The 24,288-nt window shown below is 59.3% G+C and carries 22 protein-coding genes and 3 tRNA genes; 15 read left to right on the plus strand and 10 right to left on the minus strand.

Features of this window, described 5'->3' with window-relative positions; genetic code table 11:
* Nucleotides 1–3: 3 nt before the first annotated feature.
* From ACZ5IL_RS11230 to ACZ5IL_RS11240, 3 genes are all read right to left on the minus strand, one after another.
* Nucleotides 4–1,137 (minus strand): AI-2E family transporter, encoded by a 1,134-nt coding sequence (locus ACZ5IL_RS11230; protein ID WP_464591428.1) that lies wholly within the window; start codon nucleotides 1,135–1,137, stop codon nucleotides 4–6.
* A gap of 160 nt (nucleotides 1,138–1,297) precedes the next feature.
* Nucleotides 1,298–2,707 carry a type I glutamate--ammonia ligase gene (gene glnA, locus ACZ5IL_RS11235; protein ID WP_464591430.1) on the minus strand — a complete coding sequence of 470 codons (1,410 nt, stop codon included), beginning with the start codon at nucleotides 2,705–2,707 and terminating at the stop codon, nucleotides 1,298–1,300.
* Between the two features lie 90 nt (nucleotides 2,708–2,797).
* A complete protein-coding gene (locus ACZ5IL_RS11240) occupies nucleotides 2,798–3,136 on the minus strand; it encodes a P-II family nitrogen regulator (protein WP_011315159.1) in 339 nt (112 codons plus the stop codon).
* Nucleotides 3,137–3,478: 342 nt separating this feature from the next.
* On the opposite strand from ACZ5IL_RS11240, the gene ACZ5IL_RS11245 reads away from it, so the two are divergent.
* A complete protein-coding gene (locus ACZ5IL_RS11245) occupies nucleotides 3,479–4,978 on the plus strand; it encodes an NAD(P)H-hydrate dehydratase (RefSeq protein ID WP_464591432.1) in 1,500 nt (499 codons plus the stop codon).
* A gap of 4 nt (nucleotides 4,979–4,982) precedes the next feature.
* Here ACZ5IL_RS11245 and ACZ5IL_RS11250 read toward each other — a convergent pair whose 3' ends face one another.
* A complete protein-coding gene (locus tag ACZ5IL_RS11250) occupies nucleotides 4,983–6,323 on the minus strand; it encodes a multicopper oxidase family protein (protein WP_464591434.1) in 1,341 nt (446 codons plus the stop codon).
* Nucleotides 6,324–6,601: 278 nt separating this feature from the next.
* Between ACZ5IL_RS11250 and ACZ5IL_RS11255 the strand changes: the two genes are divergently transcribed.
* From ACZ5IL_RS11255 to lon, 5 genes are all read left to right on the plus strand, one after another.
* A tRNA-Leu gene (locus ACZ5IL_RS11255) sits at nucleotides 6,602–6,686 on the plus strand.
* 150 nt (nucleotides 6,687–6,836) lie between these two features.
* The gene (gene tig, locus ACZ5IL_RS11260; RefSeq protein ID WP_464591436.1) at nucleotides 6,837–8,198 is read left to right on the plus strand and encodes a trigger factor; all 1,362 of its coding nucleotides are present in this window, start codon (nucleotides 6,837–6,839) and stop codon (nucleotides 8,196–8,198) included.
* A gap of 381 nt (nucleotides 8,199–8,579) precedes the next feature.
* The gene (locus ACZ5IL_RS11265; protein ID WP_079446692.1) at nucleotides 8,580–9,215 is read left to right on the plus strand and encodes an ATP-dependent Clp protease proteolytic subunit; all 636 of its coding nucleotides are present in this window, start codon (nucleotides 8,580–8,582) and stop codon (nucleotides 9,213–9,215) included.
* Between the two features lie 449 nt (nucleotides 9,216–9,664).
* Entirely contained in the window at nucleotides 9,665–10,939 is a 1,275-nt protein-coding gene (gene clpX / locus ACZ5IL_RS11270) for an ATP-dependent Clp protease ATP-binding subunit ClpX (protein WP_040675983.1), read from the plus strand.
* Nucleotides 10,940–11,262: 323 nt separating this feature from the next.
* Nucleotides 11,263–13,689 carry an endopeptidase La gene (gene lon, locus ACZ5IL_RS11275; protein WP_464591439.1) on the plus strand — a complete coding sequence of 809 codons (2,427 nt, stop codon included), beginning with the start codon at nucleotides 11,263–11,265 and terminating at the stop codon, nucleotides 13,687–13,689.
* 183 nt (nucleotides 13,690–13,872) lie between these two features.
* Here the strand turns inward: lon and ACZ5IL_RS11280 are convergent.
* Together ACZ5IL_RS11280 and ACZ5IL_RS11285 are read right to left on the minus strand one after the other, a co-directional pair.
* A tRNA-Val gene (locus ACZ5IL_RS11280) sits at nucleotides 13,873–13,949 on the minus strand.
* Between the two features lie 126 nt (nucleotides 13,950–14,075).
* Nucleotides 14,076–14,294, minus strand: coding sequence for a hypothetical protein (locus tag ACZ5IL_RS11285; protein WP_464591441.1), 219 nt, complete (start codon nucleotides 14,292–14,294; stop codon nucleotides 14,076–14,078).
* Between the two features lie 193 nt (nucleotides 14,295–14,487).
* Here ACZ5IL_RS11285 and ACZ5IL_RS11290 point away from each other — a divergent pair, with 193 nt between their 5' ends.
* On the plus strand, nucleotides 14,488–15,345 hold the full coding sequence (locus ACZ5IL_RS11290; protein WP_464591443.1) for a methyltransferase domain-containing protein: 858 nt from the start codon (nucleotides 14,488–14,490) through the stop codon (nucleotides 15,343–15,345).
* Between the two features lie 65 nt (nucleotides 15,346–15,410).
* On the opposite strand, the gene ACZ5IL_RS11295 is transcribed toward ACZ5IL_RS11290, so the two are convergent.
* The 3 genes from ACZ5IL_RS11295 to ACZ5IL_RS11305 form a co-directional block, all read right to left on the minus strand.
* A complete protein-coding gene (locus tag ACZ5IL_RS11295) occupies nucleotides 15,411–15,722 on the minus strand; it encodes a hypothetical protein (RefSeq protein WP_464591445.1) in 312 nt (103 codons plus the stop codon).
* Between the two features lie 133 nt (nucleotides 15,723–15,855).
* Complete coding sequence (pepT, locus tag ACZ5IL_RS11300) at nucleotides 15,856–17,097, minus strand: peptidase T (RefSeq protein WP_464591447.1); 1,242 nt, start codon at nucleotides 17,095–17,097, stop codon at nucleotides 15,856–15,858.
* 148 nt (nucleotides 17,098–17,245) lie between these two features.
* The gene (locus ACZ5IL_RS11305; RefSeq protein WP_079446753.1) at nucleotides 17,246–17,545 is read right to left on the minus strand and encodes an HU family DNA-binding protein; all 300 of its coding nucleotides are present in this window, start codon (nucleotides 17,543–17,545) and stop codon (nucleotides 17,246–17,248) included.
* A 217-nt stretch (nucleotides 17,546–17,762) separates the two neighbouring features.
* On the opposite strand from ACZ5IL_RS11305, the gene ACZ5IL_RS11310 reads away from it, so the two are divergent.
* Nucleotides 17,763–17,839 (plus strand) — tRNA-Asp (locus ACZ5IL_RS11310).
* A gap of 119 nt (nucleotides 17,840–17,958) precedes the next feature.
* Here ACZ5IL_RS11310 and ACZ5IL_RS11315 read toward each other — a convergent pair.
* Nucleotides 17,959–18,153 carry a hypothetical protein gene (locus ACZ5IL_RS11315; RefSeq protein WP_464591449.1) on the minus strand — a complete coding sequence of 65 codons (195 nt, stop codon included), beginning with the start codon at nucleotides 18,151–18,153 and terminating at the stop codon, nucleotides 17,959–17,961.
* Between the two features lie 320 nt (nucleotides 18,154–18,473).
* Here ACZ5IL_RS11315 and ACZ5IL_RS11320 point away from each other — a divergent pair, with 320 nt between their 5' ends.
* Genes ACZ5IL_RS11320 through nuoF form a run of 7 tightly spaced genes read left to right on the plus strand, consistent with a single transcriptional unit; the run spans nucleotide 18,474 to nucleotide 24,287 of the window.
* The gene (locus ACZ5IL_RS11320; protein ID WP_079446687.1) at nucleotides 18,474–18,839 is read left to right on the plus strand and encodes an NADH-quinone oxidoreductase subunit A; all 366 of its coding nucleotides are present in this window, start codon (nucleotides 18,474–18,476) and stop codon (nucleotides 18,837–18,839) included.
* Nucleotides 18,809–19,432 (plus strand): NuoB/complex I 20 kDa subunit family protein, encoded by a 624-nt coding sequence (locus ACZ5IL_RS11325; RefSeq protein WP_087881145.1) that lies wholly within the window; start codon nucleotides 18,809–18,811, stop codon nucleotides 19,430–19,432. Before ACZ5IL_RS11320 ends, ACZ5IL_RS11325 begins: the two co-directional genes overlap by 31 nt.
* 11 nt (nucleotides 19,433–19,443) lie before the next feature.
* Nucleotides 19,444–20,064 (plus strand): NADH-quinone oxidoreductase subunit C, encoded by a 621-nt coding sequence (locus ACZ5IL_RS11330; RefSeq protein WP_464591452.1) that lies wholly within the window; start codon nucleotides 19,444–19,446, stop codon nucleotides 20,062–20,064.
* On the plus strand, nucleotides 20,064–21,272 hold the full coding sequence (locus tag ACZ5IL_RS11335; RefSeq protein WP_079446682.1) for an NADH-quinone oxidoreductase subunit D: 1,209 nt from the start codon (nucleotides 20,064–20,066) through the stop codon (nucleotides 21,270–21,272). Before ACZ5IL_RS11330 ends, ACZ5IL_RS11335 begins: the two co-directional genes overlap by 1 nt.
* Nucleotides 21,272–22,234, plus strand: coding sequence for an FkbM family methyltransferase (locus ACZ5IL_RS11340; protein WP_464596895.1), 963 nt, complete (start codon nucleotides 21,272–21,274; stop codon nucleotides 22,232–22,234). Before ACZ5IL_RS11335 ends, ACZ5IL_RS11340 begins: the two co-directional genes overlap by 1 nt.
* A gap of 14 nt (nucleotides 22,235–22,248) precedes the next feature.
* A complete protein-coding gene (nuoE, locus tag ACZ5IL_RS11345) occupies nucleotides 22,249–22,962 on the plus strand; it encodes an NADH-quinone oxidoreductase subunit NuoE (protein ID WP_464591454.1) in 714 nt (237 codons plus the stop codon).
* Nucleotides 22,962–24,287 (plus strand): NADH-quinone oxidoreductase subunit NuoF, encoded by a 1,326-nt coding sequence (gene nuoF, locus ACZ5IL_RS11350; protein ID WP_464591456.1) that lies wholly within the window; start codon nucleotides 22,962–22,964, stop codon nucleotides 24,285–24,287. The genes nuoE and nuoF overlap by 1 nt, the downstream gene beginning before the upstream one ends.
* The last annotated feature ends 1 nt before the right edge of the window (nucleotide 24,288 follow it).

The raw sequence follows: 24,288 nt of genomic DNA on the forward strand, positions 1-24,288 counted from the left end.
TAGTTAGCTCTGGGCGGCTGCAGTTTGATCCGGCCAGACGTGGTTCAGCACCACCTTGATGACCGCAATCAATGGCAGCGCCAGCGCCAGACCCCATACTCCGAACAGCACACCGAGAAAGATTTGTGCCGCGAACAACGTCGCCGGCGGAATGCTGATGGCGTGGCGCTGGATCAGCGGCGTCAGTACGTTGCCTTCAAGAAATTGCACGGCGAGATAGAGCACGAAGGAGCTGACGATCGCGGTGAATCCGGAGCCAAGGCTCGCCAGCACAATGAGAGCGCCCGCTAGGATGGCGCCGACGTTGGGGATGAATGTCAGGAGCCCGGTAACGAAGCCCAGCACCAGCGCGCCGGGAATGCCGATCACGGTCAACCCGATCCATGTCAGCAGGAACAGCGTGGCCATGGTGGCCATTTGACCGAGCAGCCAGCGGCGTAGCGTCTCGCTGACGTCGTCGATGAGGCGCGTTGCTTCGGGTAGTCGTTGTCTCGGCACGAAACGCAGGATGCCGTCTCGATAGAGTTTTGGCTGTGCCGCCAGTAACAGCCCCAGGAAGATGATGATGAAGAAGTTGCCAACGCCCTCAAAGACGTGGGCCAGAATTTTGATGGTCTGAGTGACGATTGCGCCGGTTCCGGAGGCGATGGTGCTGGCGTCGGGTAGTTTCGGGCCGCGCGACGGCGAGGCAGAAGTTGTGGGCGTCGGAGTGGCACCGGCGTCGGTCGGCGCCGCCTTGGTGCCCACGTTGAGGAAGCTGGTGTCGATCCCTTGCTTCTCAAGAAAATCCTTGGCGTTGCCAAGTTGCGCGCGGAGGGTCGAACTCAAGGCCGTAGCCTGTTGGGCGATGGTTGCGCCGCCGAGTACAGCCACACCCGACAACAGCCCGGTGAACAGGAGGCAAACGATCACCAGGCGCAAGGTTTGATTTCCGCCGAACACCCGGCGTAGCAGATCCGCCATGGCCGTGAGGAACACGCCAAACAAGATGCCAGCGAACAGCATGAACAGCGTTGCTGCGGAATACCATGTCAGTGCGAGGGCTGCGCCAAAGGCGACAATGCCAATGCCGCCGGCTGCGATCGAGCGGGCAAAAGACCGCCGTTCGAAGCCCTGAGTTTCAGGCGAACCGTCCACTTTGAACCTCACTGATTCCCAAAGCAGGCACTCTTTCTGCAAACCCCGCGGGGATCAAGCTGGCGCGACCTTGCGGAGTACGACCGTTCAACAAAAAGGGCGCCCCGCGATGGGCGCCCTTGAGCTTTCGAAACCTGCAGAAGATTTCGTAGGTCGTCGATTACAGCGAGTAGTACATATCGAATTCGATAGGGTGCGGCGTCATCTCGAAGCGCTCCACCTCGGCCATCTTCAATTCGATGAAGGCGTTGATGAAGTCGTCGTCAAACACGCCGCCGACCTTGAGGAAGGCGCGATCCTTGTCGAGGTTTTCCAGCGCTTCGCGCAACGAGCCGCAAACCGTTGGAATTTGCTTCAGCTCTTCCTTCGGCAGATCGTAGAGGTCCTTGTCCATGGCGGGGCCGGGATCGATCTTGTTCTTGATACCATCGAGGCCCGCCATCAGCATCGCAGCGAAAGCGAGATACGGATTGGCCATGGGGTCAGGGAAACGAACCTCAACACGCTTGGCCTTCGGCGAGGTGGTGTAGGGGATACGACAGGAGGCGGAACGGTTGCGCGCCGAATAGGCGAGCAACACCGGCGCCTCGTAGCCCGGGACCAGGCGCTTGTAGGAGTTGGTGGAGGGATTGGTGAAGGCGTTGATCGCCTTGGCATGCTTGATGATGCCGCCGATATAATACAGGCAGGTTTCCGATAGGTCGGCGTACTTGCTGCCGGCGAAGGTCGGCTTACCGTCCTTCCAGATCGACTGATGGACGTGCATGCCCGAGCCATTGTCGCCGTAGACCGGCTTCGGCATAAAGGTGGCGGTCTTGCCGTAGATGTGCGCGACCTGATGAATGCAGTATTTATAGACCTGCATCTGGTCAGCCATGTGGGTCAGCGTATCGAACTTCATGCCGAGTTCGTGTTGGGCAGATGCCACCTCGTGGTGGTGCTTCTCGACTTTCACGCCCATGCGGGCCATGGAGCCAAGCATCTCCGAACGCATGTCCTGGATCGAATCCTGCGGTGGAACGGGGAAGTAGCCGCCTTTGTTGCGGATGCGATGACCTAGATTGCCGCCCTCATATTCGGTATCGGAATTAGTCGGCAACTCAGAGGAATCGAGCTTGAATCCGGTGTTGTAGGGCGTGGACTGAAAGCGCACGTCATCGAACACGAAGAACTCGGCTTCCGGGCCGACGTAGACCGTATCGCCGATGCCCAGCGATTTCACCATCGCTTCGGCTTTTTTGGCGATTCCGCGCGGGTCGCGGTTATAGGGCTCGCCCGTGGAAGGCTCCAGGACGTCGCAGGTGATCACCATGGTGGTCTCGGCGAAGAACGGATCAATCGACGCCGTCGCCGGATCGGGCATCAGCATCATGTCGGATTCGTTGATCGCCTTCCAGCCGGCGATCGATGAACCATCGAACATCGTGCCCTCGGCGAAAAACTCCTCGTCGATCATGCTCACGTCGAAGGTGACGTGTTGCCACTTGCCGCGCGGATCAGTGAATCGCAGATCGACGTACTTTACGTCGTTGTCCTTGATTGATTTCAGGACGTCATTGGCGGTCTTCATAAATACCCCTTGTCTATGCTGGTCTTGGTAATCGGCGGCGCGAAGCGGCCGTCGGTATGGCTTGTTGTGCGGATGTCGTTCTCAAAGGGTCTAGATTGCGTCGAGGCCGGATTCCCCCGTTCGGATCCGAATAGCCTCTTCGATATTGGATACGAAGATCTTGCCGTCGCCGATGCGGCCCGTTTGGGCGGCGCGCCTGATGGCCTCGATGGCTTTTTCGACCAGATCATCGCCGATCACAATCTCGATTTTGACCTTGGGCAGGAAGTCCACCACGTATTCCGCGCCGCGATAGAGCTCGGCGTGTCCTTTCTGCCGGCCAAAGCCTTTCGCTTCGATCACGGTGATGCCTTGCAATCCGATCTCCTGCAGAGCTTCCTTTACTTCGTCAAGCTTGAACGGTTTGATGATGGCTTCGATCTTTTTCATTGAACGTCTCCTGGCGCTTTCAATATCCAGCCAGGGGCTGATGCGCGCTCACACTGCCGCCTGCAGCAGCGGTCATGCACTGGTTTTCGGACGGACAAAAGTCGCGGGACACGCTTCATTGTCCGCCAGTGGATACATTGGGTCGAATTTCGTCTTCAAAGCAGAGTTTATGCCAATACGCAATTTGTAAAAAACATCCATAATATCATACGATTAAGGTGAGTTGGCATATCGATAGATGAGCGTCTGACCATCGACCAGACTATAAATTAGGCACTGCGTTTATTTTTTGTGCAGTGTTGGATATGCGGACGGGCAACTTGCGCTATCAGGTTTGAGGCCATGGAGATTCTGACGACCGGTGAAATGGAGCAGGCCGATCGGCTGGCGATTGCGGGAGGCACGTCGGGTTTTGCCCTGATGCTGCGTGCCGGGCAGGCGGTCGCGGACACAGCCGCCGACCTCGCGGAGGAAGGGCCGATCCTGGTTGTCGCCGGATGCGGTAACAACGGCGGCGACGGGTTCGTGGCTGCTACGGAACTGGCGGCGCGCGGTTACGACGTTTCGGTCATCCTGATGTGCGAGCGAAGCAGCCTCAAGGGCGACGTCGCGCTCGCAGCGAAAGGTTGGAAAGGGCCGGTGCTGCCCTGCGACCTCTCCGCGCTCGGCTCACCCGCGCTGATCATCGATGCGCTGTTCGGCGCGGGTCTCAACCGGCCGGTCATGGGCGACGCCCGTGCGATGATCGAGGCAATCATCGCCAACGGCGCGCCGGTACTCAGCATCGATCTGCCGAGCGGCATTAACGGCACCACTGGCGCGATCATGGGCGCAGCGATACGCGCTACCGAGACGGTAACGTTCTTTCGCAAAAAACCGGCGCATCTGCTGTTACCAGGTCGGATTTTTTGCGGCCGGGTGCGCGTGGCCGATATCGGCATCACCGATGCGGTACTAGATAAGATTCGTCCCATAACCTTTGAGAATATCCCGGATTATTGGCAGAGCGCGTTTCCGGTGCCACCTATCGACGGTCACAAATATGCGCGTGGCCATGCTGTCGTTGTGTCCGGCAATCTGACATCGACGGGCGCGGCCCGACTGTCCGCGCGCAGTGCGCTGCGCATGGGAGCCGGGCTTGTAAGCGTGCTTTCCCCCGATGATGCGCTGGGCGCGAACGCGGCGGCGCTGACGGCCGTGATGGTACGCCGCATGAATGACGCGGCCGGTCTCGCGGAAATCCTGGAAGATCGGCGCATCAATGCCTGCGTGATCGGACCCGGCGCCGGGATCGGCGAGGAAACCCGAGCACTTGTGACGACGGCTATTGCAGCCAGGCGGGCGCTGGTGCTCGACGCCGACGCACTGACGAGCTTTGCCGATGCGCCGGGTCGCTTGTTCGAGACCATCAAGCAGAGCGGAAGCGCCGACATTATCCTGACCCCACACGAAGGAGAGTTCCGTCGTCTTTTCAGTGAGATGATTGATGAACATCCACTTCGATCAAAACTTGAGCGGGTGCGTGCCGCGGCCGAGCGTTCGGGAGCGGTCGTTCTGCTCAAGGGACCGGACACGGTGGTGGCCTCGCCCGACGGCCGTGCGACGATCGCGGCCAATGCGCCGCCATGGCTGGCCACGGCAGGCTCAGGCGACGTGCTGTCCGGCATGATCGGCGGACTGCTGGCGCAGGACGTGCCGGCCTTCGAGGCTGCCTGCATCGGAGTCTGGATGCACGGCGAGACGGGGCACGAGGCGGGACCGGGACTGATCGCCGAGGATTTGCCGGAGGTGCTGCCCGCGGTCTTGCGGCGGCTCTACGATCGGTTCGGGGTTGATTACTGAACAGCTACTCCACAGCGAACCAGCTGACCTGGCGCGGCGCGCTCCATTCCACAGCCATGGTCTCGATCAGCCATGCTCCGGCGACGTCAGCGACAAAAGCGATGCGTTGGGTCTGCCCTGTATCGACCAGCACCGTATCCAGCCAGAACGGTTTCCATCCGTCGTCGAGCCGGTCCAGCAGGCGGGCGTGATGGCCATGCAGGCGAAAGACCATGGGCTTTGCTGTCGTGTTTGTCAGCGCAAGCACGGCGGTCCGGCCGCGTTTGACACGGAAGGCGGGGGTTCTACGCGTGCTAAAGAGCGCCGGGCGACTCCATGAAGTTGGAGTTCCTTCAGAGGAGGTGAGCGGCACGTCGGCGCGCAGCGCGTTCCTGAGATCGAGTCTCGCAGGCAGGCTGGTGGATGGCAACGCAGGCGGCACCGGCAGCGGCGCGGCGCGGCCCGGCCCGTCAGCTGAAACGTGCAGGCGGGCGATCTCACGTGGGTTGCCGCCGCCGTCATGCAGGACGATGGCAGATGTCGTTCCCGACGGAAGCGTGACATCTATAACGGCGTCGATCCGGGTTCCCGGGGCCAGTACCAATCGGCCGTTGCGCGCCAGAAACGGCTCCGCCGGCTGGCTGTCGATCGCTATGATCCGTACACCAAGATTTTTGATTTCAATAGCAATTGCATTGCGTTGACAGGCATTTATGAACCTCAGCCTGAGTCGCTCGTTGATGTGAAGGTTAAAGTCGAGCGATGGCTTCCCATTCACCAGGTAGATGGGCGGTCCGACCTTCTTTTCGGTTATCCCGGGCGCGACAGGAAGTCCTTCGGCATCCAGCCGCCAGTCCTCAATCAGCATGACCTCGTCACGGTCGACTTCCGTCGGCGTCCGTTCCTCGACGATCAGAGCCTGCGCGGGCGAGGGCTGCGCCAGACCGTCTCCCAGCAGGCGGCTATCGCACATAAAAGTTCCGGCCTGCTGGAAGGGGAGTGAATAGCGATCGGTTTCGCCCGGCGAGATAGGAGGTCGAGCGGTCAATGGCTCGATGGCAGCCGCGCCATCTAATCCATGCCAGTTCAAAACAAACGGCGCCGGCAGGCCGTTGTTCACGACGAGGCCCATGCTCTCGCTTTGGCGGAAACGGAGGCTCCCAGAGGAGCCGTCGGTCTTCAGGGACCAGACCGTGGTTTCGCGATGATCCGGCCCAAGTGAAAGGGGGGTGGGCATTGCGTCAATGGCCTGTATTTGAGGATGTTGCGATTGCGCATGAATCGTGGCGGCGGGTCCTGCCGCGGCGGCTGCCCCGAAACCGGCCAGAAGATGCCTCCGGGTTAATTGAGCAGGACGAAACGTCATTTGCCAATGCCGATCATGTTCTTGGGACCCTGTCCAGCACGGCCATTTTTTTACTGCAGACGGATGCCACCATGTTATAAGCCCGCCGCATCGAAGCGCCTCGATGACAGCGGGAGATGAACCCGTTGCCCTCGATGCGCCTGGTTTCAACTCGTTCCGGTTTTAACCCGTTGGAGCATGAGGTCTACCGAAAGCCGCTTCGCATTTTTCGGCATCATTTGACATTCGCTTTGCCGACTCCCAGCCAGATGGTAGCAAATGTCAAACCCACTCCACCGGCGGGCGTGGCGGAATTGGTAGACGCGCTGGATTTAGGTTCCAGTGACGAAAGTTGTGGGGGTTCGAGTCCCTCCGCCCGCACCAAGCGCTAAAGCGTTTGAGCAGATGATTTCAGGCAGCTATCCGGGTTGGATACATGCCGGCCATACACCGATGCAGGCGTTTTGCCGCGCATCGACCGATTGACAATGATCCGGCCATTCCAGCCGGATCGAGCGGAAGAAGATTGACGTCATGCAGGTGAACGAAACCCTCGCCGAGGGACTGAGACACGAGTTCCAGGTCAGCATTCCGGCCGCCGAAATCGCGGCCAAGGCGGATGAGCGGCTCGTCGACCTCAAGGACAAGGTGAAGATCAACGGCTTTCGTCCAGGGAAAGTGCCGGTCAGCCACCTCAAGAAGCTCTATGGCCGCTCCTTGATGGTCGAGACCATCGAAGACACGATCCGCGATACGAATATGCAGATCGTCAACGACCGTGGCTTCAAACTCGCAGGTAATCCCAAGGTAACGATGCCTTCGGAGGAGAAGGAGATCGAGGATATCCTCGCGGGCAAGTCCGACCTCAGCTACAGCGTGGCGATCGAAGTCGTGCCGCCGATCGAACTAGCGGACTTCAAGTCCTTCACCATCGAGAAGCCGGTGGTCGATGTTAGCGATGCCGATGTTGACGAAGCCATCAAGCGGATCGCCGATCAGAATCGCACCTACTCCAACAGGACGGAAGGTGCGAAGGCCGAGAACGGCGATCGCGTCACCATTTCGTTCAAGGGCACCATCGACGGCGAGCTGTTCGAGGGCGGGAGCAGCGAGGATATCCTGGTCGTGCTGGGATCGAATGCCCTCATTCCGGGGTTCGAAGAGCAGTTGGTCGGGGCCGGAGTCGGCGAGACTCGCACGGTCAAGGCGTCGTTCCCTCAGAACTATGCGGACTCAGAGCTTGCCGGGAAGGATGCAGAGTTCGAGACCACGGTAAGCCTGATCGAGGCGCCGGAGGATATCAAGATCGACGACGAGTTTGCCAAGTTGCTCGGTCTGCAGGAGCTCGATCAGTTGAAGCAAGTCGTCCGCGAGCAGCTCAGCGCTGAGTTTGCCCGAGCGATGAGGCAACAGGTCAAGCGCGCGCTATTTGACCGTCTCGATGAGACGCACAAGTTCGATGCGCCCCCGACGCTGGTCGAGGAGGAGTTCGAGCAGGTTTGGCGGTCGATCACGGCGGAGATGGAAAAAGAGAAGAAGACCTTCGCCGACGAGAACACCACCGAAGAAGAGGCCAGGGCAGAGTACCGCCGGATTGCAGACCGCCGGGTACGGCTCAGCCTGGTACTCTCGGAGATAGGCGAAAAGAACAAAATCACGGTCGCGGATGATGAAATCAACCGTGCGTTGATTAGTCGCGCCCGCCAGACGCCGGGCCGTGAGAAGGAAATTTGGGATTACTATCAGAAAAACCCGCAAGCGCTGGCTCAGATTCGCGCGCCCCTTTTTGAGAACAAGGTGGTGGATTACATTCTTGAACTCGCCACGATCACGGAAAAGAGCGTGACGCGCGAGGACCTCTTTAAGGAACACGAGGCGCACAGTACCGACATCTGACCGGCTGCACGTCGGGGTCTGTACGGCGCCGCGTGGTATTATGGGTATGGATCGGATCCGGCGTCGCGATACGGTCCCGTCAGGCTGCGAATCGGTTCAGTTTGTGGAGTGAGCCTGACATTCGAGACGGTGGTGCCGTCCAGGACCAGCTCGCGCTGTGCGACCTTTCGTAACGAACGTCACAATCGAGGGCGCCAACAGATTACGATTCCGGCGTGGCCTAGGTTCAGTCTTGTCGCCCAAGCGATGAACTTATATCTGTGGGCCGTGCTTGCCGAGTCCTGCATCACGGGACATTCATCCGCGCCGGAAGAACTGAAGACTCTCGGTTTCTCGGATGTTCGTCGCCGCCAACCGCTGACACAAACTTTTGGGTGATCAATGCGCGATCCAGTGGAAACCTACATGAACCTCGTGCCGATGGTGGTCGAGCAGACCAATCGCGGCGAGAGGGCCTACGATATCTTCTCCCGGCTGCTGAAGGAGCGCATCATCTTTGTGACCGGCCCGGTCGAAGACAACATGGCGATGCTGACCGTTGCGCAGCTCCTTTTCCTGGAGGCGGAGAATCCGAAAAAGGAAATCTCGATGTACATCAATTCGCCGGGTGGCGTGGTGACTTCGGGTCTGGCGATCTACGACACGATGCAGTTCATTCGTCCGCCGGTTGCAACGCTGTGCACCGGACAAGCTGCGTCGATGGGCTCGTTGCTGCTGGCCGCAGGCGAAAAGGATATGCGGCACGCACTGCCGAACGCGCGCATCATGGTTCATCAGCCCTCTGGCGGTTTCCAGGGGCAGGCGACGGACATTATGCTGCACGCGCAGGAAATCCTGAGCCTCAAGAAGCGACTCAACGAGATCTACGTCAAGCATACGGGACAGACCTACCAGGCGATCGAGGAGGCGCTGGAGCGCGATAAGTTCCTCACGGCTGACATGGCTCGTGACTTCGGCATCGTTGATAAAGTGATCGACAAGCGCGCTGAAGAACCGGCCGCACCGAAGGCTTCGTAACGTATCAAGGCTCCGTCCAGGGACGAACGCAAGGCCGGTTGATCCCGATCCAGTTTGAGCCATCGCGATTGCACGGCGATGGTTTCTGAAAAGTTCCTTTTCTTTCCGCGCGAAGTATCCGCCTGACTGGCATGATACTGGCGCAACGCTGGACTAAATTTTGGCAAGGGAAGAGTCGCCTCCCTGGGCCAAATCAGGCTATTGTCGCATTGCGGATGGCTGCCGATTAGCGAATTCTTGAGAGTCGGGGAGCCATGGTGCGGTTGCTGCGTTTCAACTGGCGGTATGCGCAGGAGAATCGAATGGACCCGCGATTCGCGCGGGGTTGAGAGCGCAGGGTCTTTTCTGGTACGGACTTTGCTCATATGTAAACTCGTTAGACCGGATGTGCCGGATCGGAACGGGTGAGCAGGCGAACAGGCGGGATCGAGCGTCGGACGGAGACAGGAATGAGTAAGGTCGGTACGGGCGACTCCAAGAATACGCTGTATTGTTCGTTTTGCGGCAAGAGTCAGCACGAGGTGCGCAAACTGATCGCGGGCCCGACCGTGTTCATCTGTGACGAATGCGTCGAGCTCTGCATGGACATCATTCGCGAGGAGAATAAGTCCTCGCTGGTGAAGTCGCGCGACGGCATTCCGACTCCGAAGGAAATCTGCAAGGTTCTGGACGACTACGTCATCGGGCAGGGCCATGCCAAGAAGGTACTTTCGGTTGCAGTCCACAATCACTACAAGCGGCTTAACCATCAGACCAAGCATAACGACGTCGAACTCGCGAAGTCGAACATCCTGCTGATTGGACCGACCGGATCGGGCAAGACGCTGCTTGCGCAGACGCTGGCGCGTATCCTCGACGTTCCGTTTACCATGGCGGATGCGACGACACTGACCGAGGCCGGCTACGTCGGCGAGGATGTCGAGAACATCATCCTGAAGCTGTTGCAGTCTGCGGACTATAATGTCGAGCGTGCGCAGCGCGGTATCGTTTATATCGATGAAATCGACAAGATTTCACGCAAGTCCGACAACCCCTCGATCACGCGTGACGTGTCGGGTGAGGGCGTGCAGCAGGCGTTGCTGAAGATCATGGAAGGCACAGTGGCTTCGGTTCCGCCGCAGGGCGGCCGGAAGCACCCGCAGCAGGAGTTCCTGCAGGTTGATACCACGAATATCCTGTTTATCTGCGGGGGCGCGTTCTCCGGCCTAGAGAAGATCATCTCGGCGCGAGGACGCACGACGTCAATCGGTTTCGCTGCGCAGGTGCTTGCGCCGGAAGACCGCCGCACTGGCGAAATCTTCAGGCATGTCGAGCCGGAGGATTTGCTGAAGTATGGCTTGATCCCGGAATTCGTCGGACGTCTGCCCGTCGTGGCCACGCTCGAGGATCTCGACGAAGCGTCGCTGAAAAAGATTTTGACTGATCCCAAGAATGCGCTGGTGAAACAGTATCAGCGGCTGTTCGAGATGGAGAATATCGAGCTGACGTTCGCCGACGAGGCGCTCGGCGCGGTGGCCCGCAAGGCTATCGAGCGCAAGACCGGCGCGCGCGGGTTGCGCTCGATTCTCGAAAGCATCCTGCTCGAAACTATGTTCGATCTTCCGGGCCTGGAAGGGGTCGAGGAGGTCGTGATCTCGCGCGAAGTGGTCGAAGGAACCGCGCGACCGCTGTACATTTACGCCGACCGCTCTGATCGCGCGAGCGAAAGCAGCGCCAGCGCCTGATCCGACCGTTTTTCGGCTGTCGGATGCCTCGCTGGCGGTTAGTCGCGAGGGGGCCTTGCTTTACAAGCCGATGGCTCCTGTAGGTTGCAAGCCGACGCTCCGTGTAGGTTACAAGCCGCTGATTTCCTTCACTTGACACGCTGGTGGTGGATGGCCACCTTATGCTGTCGGCGGCGGCGCATGTTCGCTAGCTGCTCACGACCTCGGGCAGGTGAGGCCTCGGTTCGCAAAGGCCCATTCTTCTCCAGGAAACTCGGCACCTTGTGGCGGTTGCGCATGATATGCGGCTGCGAACAAGGGGGCGCAACAAAAGGAACAAGGCTATGACCGCCTCGAAACCCCGGCCAGCTATAGTCCACGGCGAAATCCATGCCTATCCGGTGCTTCCGCTTCGCGACATCGTCGTTTTCCCGCACATGATCGTGCCGTTGTTCGTCGGCCGCGAGAAATCGATCAGGGCGCTGGAAGAGGTGATGAAGAACGATGGGCTCATCATGCTAGCGACGCAGAAGAACGCGTCGGACGATGATCCTGCGCCAGATTCTATCTATAAAATCGGAACGCTCGCCAGCGTGCTGCAACTGCTGAAGCTACCTGACGGCACGGTAAAAGTGCTGGTGGAAGGTCTTGAGCGTGCGCGCGTGGAGGCCTATTCCGACCGCTCCGACTATTATGAGGCGACCGCGGTCGCGCTGGCTGATACCGATACCAACAGCGTCGAAGCCGAGGCGCTGGCGCGTTCAGTCGTGTCGGATTTCGAAAGCTATGTGAAGCTGAACAAGAAGATCTCTCCCGAGGTTGTGGGTGTCGTGCAGGCGATCACGGATTTCGCCAAGCTTGGTGACACCGTAGCGTCGCACCTCGCCGCCAAGATCGCGGATCGCCAGGGCATTCTTGAGACGCTGTCTGTAACCGCACGTCTGGAAAAGGTGCTCGGTCTGATGGAGAGCGAGATCTCCGTCCTGCAGGTCGAGAAACGCATCCGTTCACGCGTCAAACGCCAGATGGAGAAGACCCAGCGCGAGTACTACCTCAACGAGCAGATGAAGGCGATCCAGAAGGAACTCGGCGATGACGAGGGCCGGGACGAGCTCGCCGATCTCGAAGAGAAGATCGCCAAGACCAAGCTTTCGAAGGAGGCTCGCGAGAAGGCCCAGCACGAACTGAAGAAGCTGCGGCAAATGTCTCCGATGTCCGCGGAGGCCACCGTGGTGCGCAACTATCTCGATTGGTTGCTGTCGATTCCGTGGGCCAAGAAGTCCAAGGTGAAGAAGGATCTCAACGCCGCCCAGGAAGTGCTGGACGCTGATCATTACGGGCTCGAGAAGGTCAAGGACCGTATCGTCGAGTATCTCGCGGTGCAGTCGCGCGCCAACAAGCTGACCGGACCGATCCTGTGCCTTGTCGGTCCGCCCGGCGTCGGCAAGACCTCGCTCGGGAAGTCGATCGCGCGGGCGACGGGCCGCGAATTCGTGCGCGTCTCGCTTGGCGGCGTGCGCGATGAGGCGGAAATCCGCGGTCACCGCCGGACGTATATCGGCTCGATGCCCGGCAAGATTATTCAGTCGATGCGCAAGGCCAAGACCTCGAACCCGCTGTTCCTGCTGGACGAGATCGACAAGATGGGCGCGGATTTCCGCGGCGATCCGTCGTCTGCCCTGCTTGAGGTCCTCGACCCCGAGCAGAACTCGACGTTCAACGATCACTATCTGGAAGTCGACTACGATCTGTCCAACGTGATGTTCCTCACGACCGCGAATACGCTGAATATTCCCGGTCCCTTGATGGACCGCATGGAGATCATCCGGATCGCCGGCTACACGGAGAACGAGAAGGTCGAGATCGCTCGCAAGCATCTCATCCCGAACGCGCTCACCAAGCACGGCCTGGATTCGAAGGAGTGGTCAATCGATGACGACTCGCTCCTGCTCATCATCCGTCGCTACACCCGCGAAGCGGGCGTGCGAAACCTGGAGCGTGAGCTTTCCACACTCGCCCGCAAGGCGGTGAAGGAACTGATGCTCTCGAAAAGGAAGTCGGTCAAAGTCACCGAGAAAGTCGTCGAGGAATTTCTTGGAGTTCCGAAATATCGCTACGGCGAGATCGAAACCGACGATCAGGTCGGTGTCGTAACCGGTCTGGCATGGACCGACGTCGGCGGCGAGTTGCTGACGATCGAAAGCGTGATGATGCCCGGCAAGGGACGCATGACGGTTACCGGCAACCTGCGCGACGTGATGAAGGAATCGATCTCGGCGGCGGCTTCCTACGTCCGTTCGCGCGCGATCACCTTCGGGATAGAGCCGCCGCTGTTCGAGCGACGCGATATCCACGTTCACGTCCCCGAGGGTGCTACCCCGAAGGATGGTCCTTCGGCCGGTGTAGCGATGGCGACGACGATTGTGTCGGTGCTGACCGGAATCCCGATCCGGCGCGACATCGCCATGACGGGCGAGATCACGCTGCGAGGCAGGGTTTTGCCGATCGGCGGTCTCAAGGAGAAACTGTTGGCAGCCGCGCGAGGTGGCATCAAGACGGTGCTCATACCGGACGAGAATGCCAAGGATCTCACTGAGATATCCGAATCTATCAAGGCTGGGCTGGAGATCATTCCGGTCGCCCGGATGGACGAGGTGATTGCCAAAGCGTTAGTGCGGCAGCCCAAGCCGATTGTCTGGGAGGAGGATACGAAGCTCCCGGTCACTCCCGATGCGGCTGACGAGGCGGCGGGCGGCCTGACCGCTCACTGACCGCTACGACATAATTGACGGAACGGCGCCTTCGAGGGCGCCGTTCTTGTATTATGATGCGACTATGCCTCTGGACTAAAATCAGGGATATCAAGGAGGGATGGAGGTGCGCTTTATTGAAGCGTTCCCATGCATCAAAATTCGGGGAAGCTGGCGGGGAGCCGAATCAAAACAGCTAAATATTGGTAGGCGGCGAGAGATTCGAACTCCCGACCCTCTCGGTGTAAACGAGATGCTCTAACCAGCTGAGCTAGCCGCCCTCCGCTCCTTGTTTAGCCCCGACGCATCCCAGCATGCAAGCCGCTGTCGCAGCCCTAGGCTTTATCATACGGCTTTGCCCGTTGATCCCGATGCAAACGGAAGCCGCAGACGCATATTCGGGTCGGTTATGATGAGACTCTACGATAGATCAAACCGGGGGCGATAAGGCATTCATTCCGGGCCAGCTGCGATGGCTCGAGCCCGCCGGCTCCTTCGAGAGCGATACGATCAAACTCAAACCGGGCGCCACTCGAATCGACGATGTATTCGGGGATCGATTCCCGGCGATACTCACCGATGGAAGGGCCTTGCTCGACGATCGTCTTATCTTCCTCATCTGCCATCTCATCTCTCCATTCTGGTCCGAACCGCAGTCGGCCTCTCCTCTGTCCCGCTGCGGCGGGATATCGCCCTCGGCTTAGGTGTGGTACGTTTTGACCTCGGCTTGTTACCAAGCCGCTAGATCGAGTGGTTTCCTCCATAAGCGGCGTCACCGATTTTGTGAAGGGCAATCGCTCGAATTGCGCGGGAGCGGTGATGGCAGGGGTTCCTCTGACGCGAAACGCGGACCAGATCGCCTATTGGAATGGATCCGGCGGTCAGCGCTGGGCTGATCGTCAGCATATGCAGGATGAACTGCTGCAGCCGGTCTCCACCCTCCTGCTGGATCGTGCCAAAGCCATGCCCGGCGAACGCATCATAGATGTCGGCTGCGGCTGCGGTGCAACTACGCGGGCATTCGCGGAGAGGGTCGGCGCTTCCGGCTACGTCCTGGGAATCGATATTTCTGCACCGATGCTGGAACGGGCAAGGCAGGTTGTGCCGAAGAGCGCGTCGGTAGAATTCCTGCTCGCCGACGCCACCGTATATCCGTTTGAGCCATCGCGTTTCGATCTGGTGGCCTCCCGGTTCGGCGTGATGTTCTTCGACGAGCCGGTCGTGTCGTTTGCTAATCTGCGTCAGGCGCTGCGACCCGGTGGCCGCTTGGCATTCATTTGCTGGCGGGAGCCTCGCCTAAATCCCTGGCTCATGGCCCCGCTCCAGGCGGTCTACAACCATGTTCCGAAGCTCCCCGAGGTCGGGCCGGAAGACCCCGGTCCGTTCGCGTTCGTGTCCGAAGCGCGTGTCCATCGTATTCTCGGTGCTGCCGGTTTTTCCGACGTCGCAATGGAGGCCTATGACCTCACATTGGACATTTCCGTCGGCGGCGGGATTGATGCCGCGGTCAAGTCCGCGCTTCAGCTCGGTCCCGCCAGCCGCGCGATTGAAGGCCAGCCTGTTGAAATCATCGCTGCTGCGGCGAACTCGATCCGGGAAGCTCTTGCTCCGTTTGCCAGTGGGCAAACAGTGGTTCTACCGGCATCGATCTGGATCGTAACCGCGCGAAACCTTTGATCGCGGCGCAGGCCCTGAGTTCGTCGACTCGCCGATTTAGAGATCCAAGTTTATCAGATCATGCCCTAGCAATATCCGTAAAGTCCGCAAGCGTACGGCAATCGGTCGAAATAGAACGAGAGCACTGGCCGCTCCTCGTAGTACGGGCGATAGTAGAAATCGTTTGGCCTTCCGTAATAGCCCGGCACCGGCGGCGGAATCCGAAAACGGTAGAGCACGCTCTCGGGGTAATCCTTCTCCTGCGCGACACGGACCGGCGGAGGTGCCGGCTCCGCGAAGATTTTGCCGATGCGGCTCTGCACTGGAAGGTCGGCGGCTGATCCCGTCGCTCCCATCATTGCAACTCCGATGATCGCAAGCGAGATGGTGCGTAGCATTCTTGAATCCCCGATGATTCGAGGATCATATCTTCTGATGTTTAGGAAAGATTAACGATGTTCGCGCGGTCGTATCCCGCGATGACCGCGCGGCATCCGGACCTGCGATCTCTTGCTCGCGATATCAGAAACGTCAGGCACGTTCTTCCCAGATCGCAGCGAGATGGACGATGGTGCGCACAGCGGCTTCCATGTCCTGTACGCTGACCCACTCGGTGCGTGAGTGGAAAGCATGTTCACCGGCGAAGATGTTAGGGCAGGGAAGCCCCATGAACGACAGCCGCGAGCCGTCCGTGCCGCCGCGAATGCTGCCTTTGGCTGGCTTGAGACCGGCGCGGCGGATCGCCTCCATCGCGTTGTCGACAACCTCCGGATGACGATCCACAATCTGCTTCATGTTGCGGTACTGCGGCTGTATGTCCAGCCGATACGTCGAATGTGGGAAGTCCGTCATGACATCGCGGATGATGCCCTCCAGCAGGGCCTCCTTCTCCGCCAGACCTGTTTCCGTGAAATCGCGCACGATGAAGTTTAGCGTCGCGTGCTCAAGCTCGCCGCTGATTCCGGTCGGGTGAAGAAAACCTTCGCGGTCCTCGGTAGTCTCGGGCGAGCAAGTATTTTTCGGAAGCCGGTCCACAATGCGAGATGCGATCTTGATTGCATGTTCCATCTTTCCCTTGGCGAATCCGGGATGGGCGCTAACTCCGTTGATGGTAATAACCGCAGCATCGGCCGAGAACGTCTCGTCCTCGATATGACCTGCGGTCTCGCCGTCGATGGTGTAGGCGAAGTCCGCGCCGAGTTTTTTCAGATCGGCCTTGTCGACGCCGCGTCCGATTTCCTCATCGGGCGTGAACAGGATTTTGATCACGCCATGCCTGATATCTCGGTTGGCAAGCAGGACCTGGACTGCATCCATGATTTCGGCAACGCCGGCTTTGTTGTCGGCGCCAAGCAGCGTGGTACCGTCCGACGTGACGATGTCGTTGCCGACCTGATCGGCCAGTGCCGGATTATCCGCCATGCGGATGATCTGCGACGGATCGCCGCATAGAACGATGTCGCCGCCGCGATAATTCCGGACAATCTGCGGTTTGACGTTAGCGCCTGAACAGTCCGGCGACGTGTCCATATGCGAACAGAAGCAAATAACTGGAACCTGCTTTGAGCTGGTTGCCGGAATGGTCGCATACACGTAACCGTGCGGGTCGAGATGCGCATCGGCGGCGCCGATCTCCTGCAACTCCTTCACCAGCAGCCGTCCAAGATCCTTCTGCTTCCCGGTGGAGGGACAATTGGAAGACGTCGGATCGGACTGGGTATCAATGGTGACATAGCGAAGAAAGCGCTCCGTCACCGTGTGATTGAATGTCATGGGCGCGGCCGTTCGGGAATCCAGGGCAGGGCTGAACAGTAAGAAATCAGCCTCGCCAAATCCGCGGTTGGGCTTTGCGTGGGCAACCGGTTCGTTGCGGCAAATCCTCGAGCGTTTGAACGGAGCGTCCTGGACCCGGTATTTCTGGTCAGATGGCTTCCTTGAGCTCTTTGGCAGCTCGGAACGCGACTTTCTTGGATGCTTTGATCTGAATTTCCTCGCCGGTGGCCGGGTTGCGTCCCTTGCGGGCGGCGCGTTTGCGGACTTGGAGGATGCCGAGGCCGACGATGCGGATACGATCGCCTTTCTTGAGGTGCTTGGTGATGCGGGTAACCATGTCGGTCAGGATGGCCTCGGAGGCCTTCTTGGACAATTCATGGTCCTCGGCCAATGCTGCTGCGAGATGTTTCAGGGTCACGGTGCTTGGGGTCGCTGCCTTCTTCGCCATAATATAGCACTCCTCGTCATTGCCAGCGTCGAAAAGCAAGGCGTATCAGCCCTTGTTTGATTCGGGGAGATGCCGCTCGCGCCATTTTGCCTGCAAATAGCTGATTTTTTGCACCGACCCCTCAAAAAGCCTGATAGCAAAGGAGATCTGCAACTGCCTTGACTTGGAAAGGCCCCCCCTTTAAGCCGTCACACCTATTCGCGGATAAACGGCTTCCGCGGGAGTAGCTCAGTTGGTTAGAGCGCCGCCCTGTCACGGCGGAGGCCGCGGGTTCGAGTCCCGTCTCTCGCGCCATTTCGTGTGATTTCAGCTTCGGGTTTTGACGAGGGCTCGCAGCTCGGGCCAGTTCCAGCCAGCGGTTGCCTCAATGAGCGCCACCAGATGGCGCTTCGGTCGCCGGCGAGAAATCAGGATCATCTAACGAGCGATGGTTCCGAACTGGATACCATCGTTGGTTGTCCGGCCTTGATCACGTGAACAGTCTGGATGAAGTCGGTGCTTGGGCGAAGCGAAGTCCCGAAAGTTGTCAATACGGCACCTGCGACAAGCGCGACAATCACGATCTTTAGGTGGGTGGCGCGGTCTGCGCTCTGGATCGAATGGTTCATGGTTTGCCTCCCGCCTCGCGGCAACTCGTGGTCCGTAGGCGAGAGCAATAAAACCAGTTTGTTTCAGCCCGGCTTCGCGGCACTCCCGAAAGGGTTTCATTGGGCCTGATTTTTCGGGCCGTGGTTCGACGGGATGAGCGAGCAGCGGGTTGACCGCCTGGCCGCGGTCCATGCTCCGATGTCAAGTCGCAAAATCTCCGTCACGGGGTGCGTCAAATTAGGCTATCTTGCCACCCCTGTTTTGCTAGGCTAAAGCCTCTCAAAAGTTCCAATATCTAAACAAATCTGCGGGTAAAGCATCGCAGCAAGGGGAAGCGCCCATGAGTGGCATTTTGCAGAACTATCTTCCGCTTGTGGTGTTTATCGGGATAGCGGGTGTGATCGGCGCGGTGCTCCTGATCGCTCCATTTATCGTCGCATACAAGCAGCCGGACCCGGAAAAGCTTTCCGCTTATGAGTGCGGATTTAACGCATTCGACGATGCCCGGATGAAGTTCGACGTCAGGTTTTATTTGGTCGCTATTCTTTTCATCATTTTTGACCTTGAAGTCGCGTTTCTCTTTCCTTGGGCGGTCACGTTCGGCAAGCTCGGCGTGACAGGCTTCTGGTCGATGATCGTGTTTCTAGGGGTGCTGACGGTCGGTTTTGCCTACGAATGGAAGAAAGGCGCTCTCGAATGGGATTGAACTCTCCCACGGCAAAGGTCGCCTACGCCGGCAGCCCTCTCTCGGCTCCGTCGGGAGGCTCGATTTTGGACCCCAGCACCGGCCGGCCCGTCGGTGCGAGCGATCCGTACTTTCTCGAGGTTAATCACGAACTGTCGGACAAAGGCTTCTTTGTCGCCGCAGCCGACGACCTCATCACCTGGGCGCGTACCGGTTCGCTGATGTGGATGACCTTCGGCTTGGCCTGCTGCGCGGTCGAGATGATGCAGGTCTCGATGCCGCGTTATGACGTCGAGCGCTTTGGCTTCGCGCCGCGTGCATCGCCGCGGCAATCGGACGTGATGATCGTCGCCGGAACGCTGACCAACAAGATGGCGCCCGCGCTGCGCAAGGTCTACGACCAGATGCCGGAACCGCGTTATGTTATCTCGATGGGATCGTGTGCCAACGGTGGCGGTTACTATCATTATTCCTATTCGGTGGTTCGGGGTTGCGATCGCATCGTGCCGGTCGATATCTACGTGCCGGGCTGTCCGCCGACGGCCGAAGCACTTCTCTACGGCATTCTTCTCCTGCAGAAGAAGATCCGGAGAGTTGGAACTATTGAACGCTGAGGTTTAAAGGGATGGACGAGAGCAGGCTCGATGCCTTGGGCCAGATGATCGTCGCCACGCTTCCGGGCGCGGCCACGGGTCATTCCGTGTCGTTTGGTCAACTGACCGTGACGGTCGAGGCCGCGAAGATTGTCGAGGTTGCCCGCTTCATCCGCGACGACCAGCGCTGCCGCTTCGTCAACTTTATCGACGTGACTGCGGTCGACTATCCCGGCCGTGAGAAGCGCTTCGATGTGGTCTATCATTTCCTGTCGCCGACGCTGAACGCGCGCATCCGTTTGCGTGCTCACGCTTCGGAGACCACCCAGGTTCCCTCGTTGATCGACGTGTTTCCCGGTGCGGACTGGTTCGAACGGGAGGCCTACGACCTTTACGGCGTGATCTTCACTGGCCATCCCGACATGCGGCGTTTGTTGACCGATTATGGATTTGACGGACATCCGCTGCGAAAGGATTTTCCGCTGACGGGCTTCGTCGAGGTGCGCTACGACGACGCCGAGAAACGGGTCGTGTACGAGCCCGTGCGTCTCAACCAAGAGTTTCGCAAGTTCGATTTCATGTCACCTTGGGAGGGCGGCGACTATCAGTTGCCGGGTGATGAGAAGGCGACGGGCGGCAAGGCGGGTAGCTGATGACGGAAGCACTTGGTGCCGTAACTCCCGGTATGCGTAACTTCACCATCAATTTCGGCCCGCAACATCCGGCGGCCCATGGCGTTTTGCGCTTGGTGCTGGAGTTGGATGGCGAGGTGGTCGAGCGCGTCGATCCGCACATTGGCCTGCTTCACCGCGGCACCGAGAAGCTGATCGAGCAAAAGACCTATCTTCAGGCGATCCCGTATTTCGATCGGCTCGATTATGTAGCGCCGATGAATCAGGAGCACGCGTTCTGTCTCGCGGCCGAGAGACTGCTTGGGATCGCGGTGCCGCGACGCGGCCAGTTGATCCGGGTTCTCTATTGCGAGATCGGACGCATTCTTTCGCATCTCCTCAACGTCACCACGCAGGCGATGGATGTCGGCGCGTTGACCCCGCCACTGTGGGGTTTTGAGGAACGCGAGAAGCTCATGCTCTTCTACGAGCGCGCGTCCGGCTCGCGGATGCATGCTGCGTATTTCCGCATTGGCGGGGTGCATCAGGATCTGCCGCCAAAGCTGATCGATGACATCGACGCCTGGTGCGATCCGTTCCTCCAGGTTGTCGCCGATCTCGATAGGCTGTTGACCGCCAATCGCATCTTCAAGCAGCGCAACGTCGATATCGGCGTGGTTACGTTGAAACAGGCCTGGGAATGGGGCTTTTCCGGCGTCATGGTTCGCGGCTCCGGAGCGGCTTGGGATTTGCGCAAGGCGCAGCCCTACGAATGCTACGCCGAAATGGACTTCGATATTCCGATCGGCAAGAACGGCGACTGCTACGATCGCTACCTCATTCGCATGGAAGAGATGCGGCAGTCGGTTCGCATCATGAAGCAGTGTATCGCCAAGCTGCGCGCTCCCGACGGGCAGGGACCGGTAGCGGTCGAGGATAATAAGATTTTCCCGCCCCGTCGCGGCGAGATGAAGCGCTCGATGGAAGCTTTGATCCATCACTTCAAGCTTTATACCGAGGGTTTCCATGTTCCGGCAGGTGAGATCTATGCGGCCGTGGAAGCGCCCAAGGGAGAGTTCGGCGTCTATCTCGTCTCCGACGGCAGCAATAAGCCCTACAAGTGCAAGATCCGCGCGCCGGGTTTTGCGCATCTGCAAGCGATGGATTTCATCTGCAGGGGACACCTGCTAGCGGACGTTTCCGCTATTCTCGGTTCGCTTGACATCGTGTTCGGAGAGGTTGACCGGTGATCGCACAGCCGCCGATCCAATTCGACCGAACGTCCGGTGTTCTTCAGGGAGCGAACGCCTGGGAGCGTGCGGCTGCGCGGGCGCTAGTGGCTGGCTCCAAAGTGTCGTCGCTGTTCTCGCATCGCGGCTACAATAGTTGCGCCAACCTACTGCGCAAAACCTTGCCGGAGCGGGATATCGCCGTCAGGCTCAATCCCGATGCTACGTTCGCGTTTCCCTATGGCGACGGCTATTGGAGCAAGCTGCTCAATCGCTCTTTCAAGTATGAAGACGAACTTGAGTTGCTGTTTCGCGATTCCGCCGACGTCGACTACACGCTGCTCGATTGCGGCGCTAACTACGGTTACTGGTCGGTGCTGGTATCCAGCAAGCCGTTCGGATCACGCAAGGCGATCGCGATTGAGCCGTCGTCCAAGAATTTCGCCAGGCTTTCGAACAATGCAAAGATCAATGGCAGTCGCTTCGAGGTGATGCAGAGCGCCATTGGCGCGACGCGCGGCACCGCGCGCCTGTCCGGCACCAAGCACGAGGCATTCAGCATCGCCGGCGGCGCCGATGCCGGCGGCGAAGTTGTGCCAGTGGTGGCGCTAGATAATCTACTCGATGACGGCAAGATTTCACCTGACGGCAAGTACCTCATCAAGCTTGACGTCGAAGGCGTTGAGATCGAAGCCATCAAGGGCGGCACCCGTGTGCTGCAAGGTGATGCCGTGATCCTATGCGAGGAACACGGCAACGACCGAAATCACACCGTATCGCGCTATATTCTTGAGCAGACGCCGTTAGATCTGATCGTGCACGATCCGGCCAGTGATCGTTTCGAGACGTTAACCGAACTTTCCATTTTGGACCGCATCAAGGTTGCCTCCCACGTTGGATACAACGTGTTCGGAACCTCGAGCGCATTCTGGCGAGATCGTTTTCGTCGCCTGAACGCGACCGCGTCGCAACGTGTTCATTGAGAGACTAGAGTACGATGTCCGTTCGCCGCCTGGCACCGAGAGAACAACAGCCCGAGAGTTTCGCCTTCAGCGAGGAAAACCTCGCATGGGCCAACAAGCAGATCGCGCAATATCCGGCGGGTCGCCAGGCGTCCGCCTCCATCGCTATCTTGTGGCGCGCGCAGGAACAGCATGGTGGCTGGATCTCCGAGGCAGCGATCCGCGTCGTCGCTGACATGCTCGACATGCCCTACATCCGGATGCTGGAAATCGCGACCTTCTACACGATGTTCCAGTTGCAGCCGGTCGGCAAAAAGGCTCACATTCAGGTCTGCGGCACCACGCCTTGCCGGCTGCGGGGCGCTGAGGACATTCTCGCCGTCTGCAAAAGCCGCATCCATCACGAGCCGTTTCATCTTTCGAAGGATGGCGACTTCTCGTGGGAAGAGGTCGAGTGCCTCGGCGCCTGCGTCAACGCGCCGATGGTATTGATCTGGAAGGACACTTACGAAGATTTGACGAAGGAGAACTTCGGCAAGGTGCTGGATGGGTTTGCATCGGGCCAGCCGCCGAAGCCCGGTCCTCAGATCGACCGCCAGTTTTCCGCGCCGGTCGGCGGTCCGACCACATTGAATACGGCGGCTGCGAAAGGCGAGGGACGATCGCGCGGTGGTGTTCGGCCGGCATTGACGGATGCGGACGCCAAGAAGCCGTCCGCCGATGACGCGACCAAAAAGGGCAAGACCTGATGCTCGACGACAAGGATCGCATCTTCCGAAATCTCTATGGTCTCGATGACTGGCGGCTGGCTGGCGCGCGCCGTCGTGGTGCGTGGGACGGCACCAAAGCGATCGTCGACAAGGGTCGCGACTGGATCATCAGTGAGATGAAGGCCTCGGGCCTGCGTGGCCGCGGCGGGGCCGGATTCCCGACCGGCATGAAATGGTCCTTCATGCCGAAAGACAACGCCGACGGCCGCCCGAGCTATCTCGTCGTCAATGCCGACGAGTCCGAGCCCGGCACCTGCAAGGACCGCGAGATCATGCGGCACGATCCGCATCTACTGATCGAAGGTTGCCTGTTGGCCGGCGTCGGCATGGGCGCTCATGCCGGCTATATCTACATTCGCGGTGAATTCATCCGCGAGCGCGAACATCTTCAGGTCGCCATCGACGAGGCCTACGAGGCCCGGCTGATCGGCAAGGATAACATTCATGGCTTCCCGTTCGATCTTTACGTCGCACATGGCGCGGGGGCCTACATCTGCGGCGAGGAGACGGCGCTGCTGGAGAGCCTGGAAGGCAAGAAGGGCCAACCGCGGCTGAAGCCGCCGTTCCCGGCCAATGTCGGTCTTTACGGTTGCCCAACCACGGTGAACAACGTCGAGTCGATCGCGGTGGCGCCGGACATTCTGCGCCGCGGCGCGGCCTGGTTCGCCGCCATCGGCCGCCCCAACAATGTAGGCACCAAGCTGTTTTGTGTTTCGGGCCATGTCGAGCGCCCCTGCAATGTCGAAGAGGCGATGGGGATCACGTTCCGCGAATTGATCGATACCCATTGCGGTGGCATCCGCGGCGGCTGGAACAATCTCAAGGCGGTCATTCCGGGCGGCTCATCGGTGCGCATGGTGCCGGCCGAGCAGATCATCGATACGCCGATGGATTTCGACAGCCTCAGCAAGCTGCGTTCCGGCCTCGGCACCGCGGCGGTCATCGTCATGGACAAGTCGACTGACTTGATCCGGGCGATCGCGCGCATTTCCTATTTCTACAAGCACGAGAGCTGCGGCCAGTGTACGCCGTGCCGGGAAGGGACCGGCTGGATGTGGCGGGTGCTGACCCGGATGGCCGAAGGTCGCGCTCACAAGCGCGAGATCGACATGCTGCTCGAAGTCACCAAGCAGGTTGAGGGCCACACCATCTGCGCGCTGGGCGACGCAGCGGCCTGGCCGATTCAGGGTCTCATCGCGCATTTCCGGCACGAAATCGAGGCGCGCATCGACCAGTATTCGCACAAGGCCGACCGCGACGATCAGGGCATCCTCGATCCCGCCCATATGGTTGCGGCGGAGTAGA

It is taken from the genome of Nitrobacter sp. CN101 (assembly GCF_055390255.1).

Bases quoted from the DNA above. Each gene is read 5' to 3' on its own strand.
- ACZ5IL_RS11250 (WP_464591434.1), bottom strand. From the start codon at position 6,323: ATGACGTTTCGTCCTGCTCAATTAACCCGGAGGCATCTTCTGGCCGGT.
- clpX (WP_040675983.1), top strand. From the start codon at position 9,665: ATGAGTAAGGTCGGTACGGGCGACTCCAAGAATACGCTGTATTGTTCG.
- ACZ5IL_RS11335 (WP_079446682.1), top strand. From the start codon at position 20,064: ATGACGGAAGCACTTGGTGCCGTAACTCCCGGTATGCGTAACTTCACC.
- ACZ5IL_RS11305 (WP_079446753.1), bottom strand. From the start codon at position 17,545: ATGGCGAAGAAGGCAGCGACCCCAAGCACCGTGACCCTGAAACATCTC.
- nuoF (WP_464591456.1), top strand. From the start codon at position 22,962: ATGCTCGACGACAAGGATCGCATCTTCCGAAATCTCTATGGTCTCGAT.
- lon (WP_464591439.1), top strand. From the start codon at position 11,263: ATGACCGCCTCGAAACCCCGGCCAGCTATAGTCCACGGCGAAATCCAT.
- glnA (WP_464591430.1), bottom strand. From the start codon at position 2,707: ATGAAGACCGCCAATGACGTCCTGAAATCAATCAAGGACAACGACGTA.
- tig (WP_464591436.1), top strand. From the start codon at position 6,837: ATGCAGGTGAACGAAACCCTCGCCGAGGGACTGAGACACGAGTTCCAG.
- nuoE (WP_464591454.1), top strand. From the start codon at position 22,249: ATGTCCGTTCGCCGCCTGGCACCGAGAGAACAACAGCCCGAGAGTTTC.
- ACZ5IL_RS11290 (WP_464591443.1), top strand. From the start codon at position 14,488: ATGGCAGGGGTTCCTCTGACGCGAAACGCGGACCAGATCGCCTATTGG.
- ACZ5IL_RS11295 (WP_464591445.1), bottom strand. From the start codon at position 15,722: ATGCTACGCACCATCTCGCTTGCGATCATCGGAGTTGCAATGATGGGA.
- ACZ5IL_RS11325 (WP_087881145.1), top strand. From the start codon at position 18,809: ATGGAAGAAAGGCGCTCTCGAATGGGATTGAACTCTCCCACGGCAAAG.
- ACZ5IL_RS11245 (WP_464591432.1), top strand. From the start codon at position 3,479: ATGGAGATTCTGACGACCGGTGAAATGGAGCAGGCCGATCGGCTGGCG.
- ACZ5IL_RS11315 (WP_464591449.1), bottom strand. From the start codon at position 18,153: ATGAACCATTCGATCCAGAGCGCAGACCGCGCCACCCACCTAAAGATC.
- pepT (WP_464591447.1), bottom strand. From the start codon at position 17,097: ATGACATTCAATCACACGGTGACGGAGCGCTTTCTTCGCTATGTCACC.
- ACZ5IL_RS11240 (WP_011315159.1), bottom strand. From the start codon at position 3,136: ATGAAAAAGATCGAAGCCATCATCAAACCGTTCAAGCTTGACGAAGTA.
- ACZ5IL_RS11285 (WP_464591441.1), bottom strand. From the start codon at position 14,294: ATGGCAGATGAGGAAGATAAGACGATCGTCGAGCAAGGCCCTTCCATC.
- ACZ5IL_RS11330 (WP_464591452.1), top strand. From the start codon at position 19,444: ATGGACGAGAGCAGGCTCGATGCCTTGGGCCAGATGATCGTCGCCACG.
- ACZ5IL_RS11265 (WP_079446692.1), top strand. From the start codon at position 8,580: ATGCGCGATCCAGTGGAAACCTACATGAACCTCGTGCCGATGGTGGTC.
- ACZ5IL_RS11320 (WP_079446687.1), top strand. From the start codon at position 18,474: ATGAGTGGCATTTTGCAGAACTATCTTCCGCTTGTGGTGTTTATCGGG.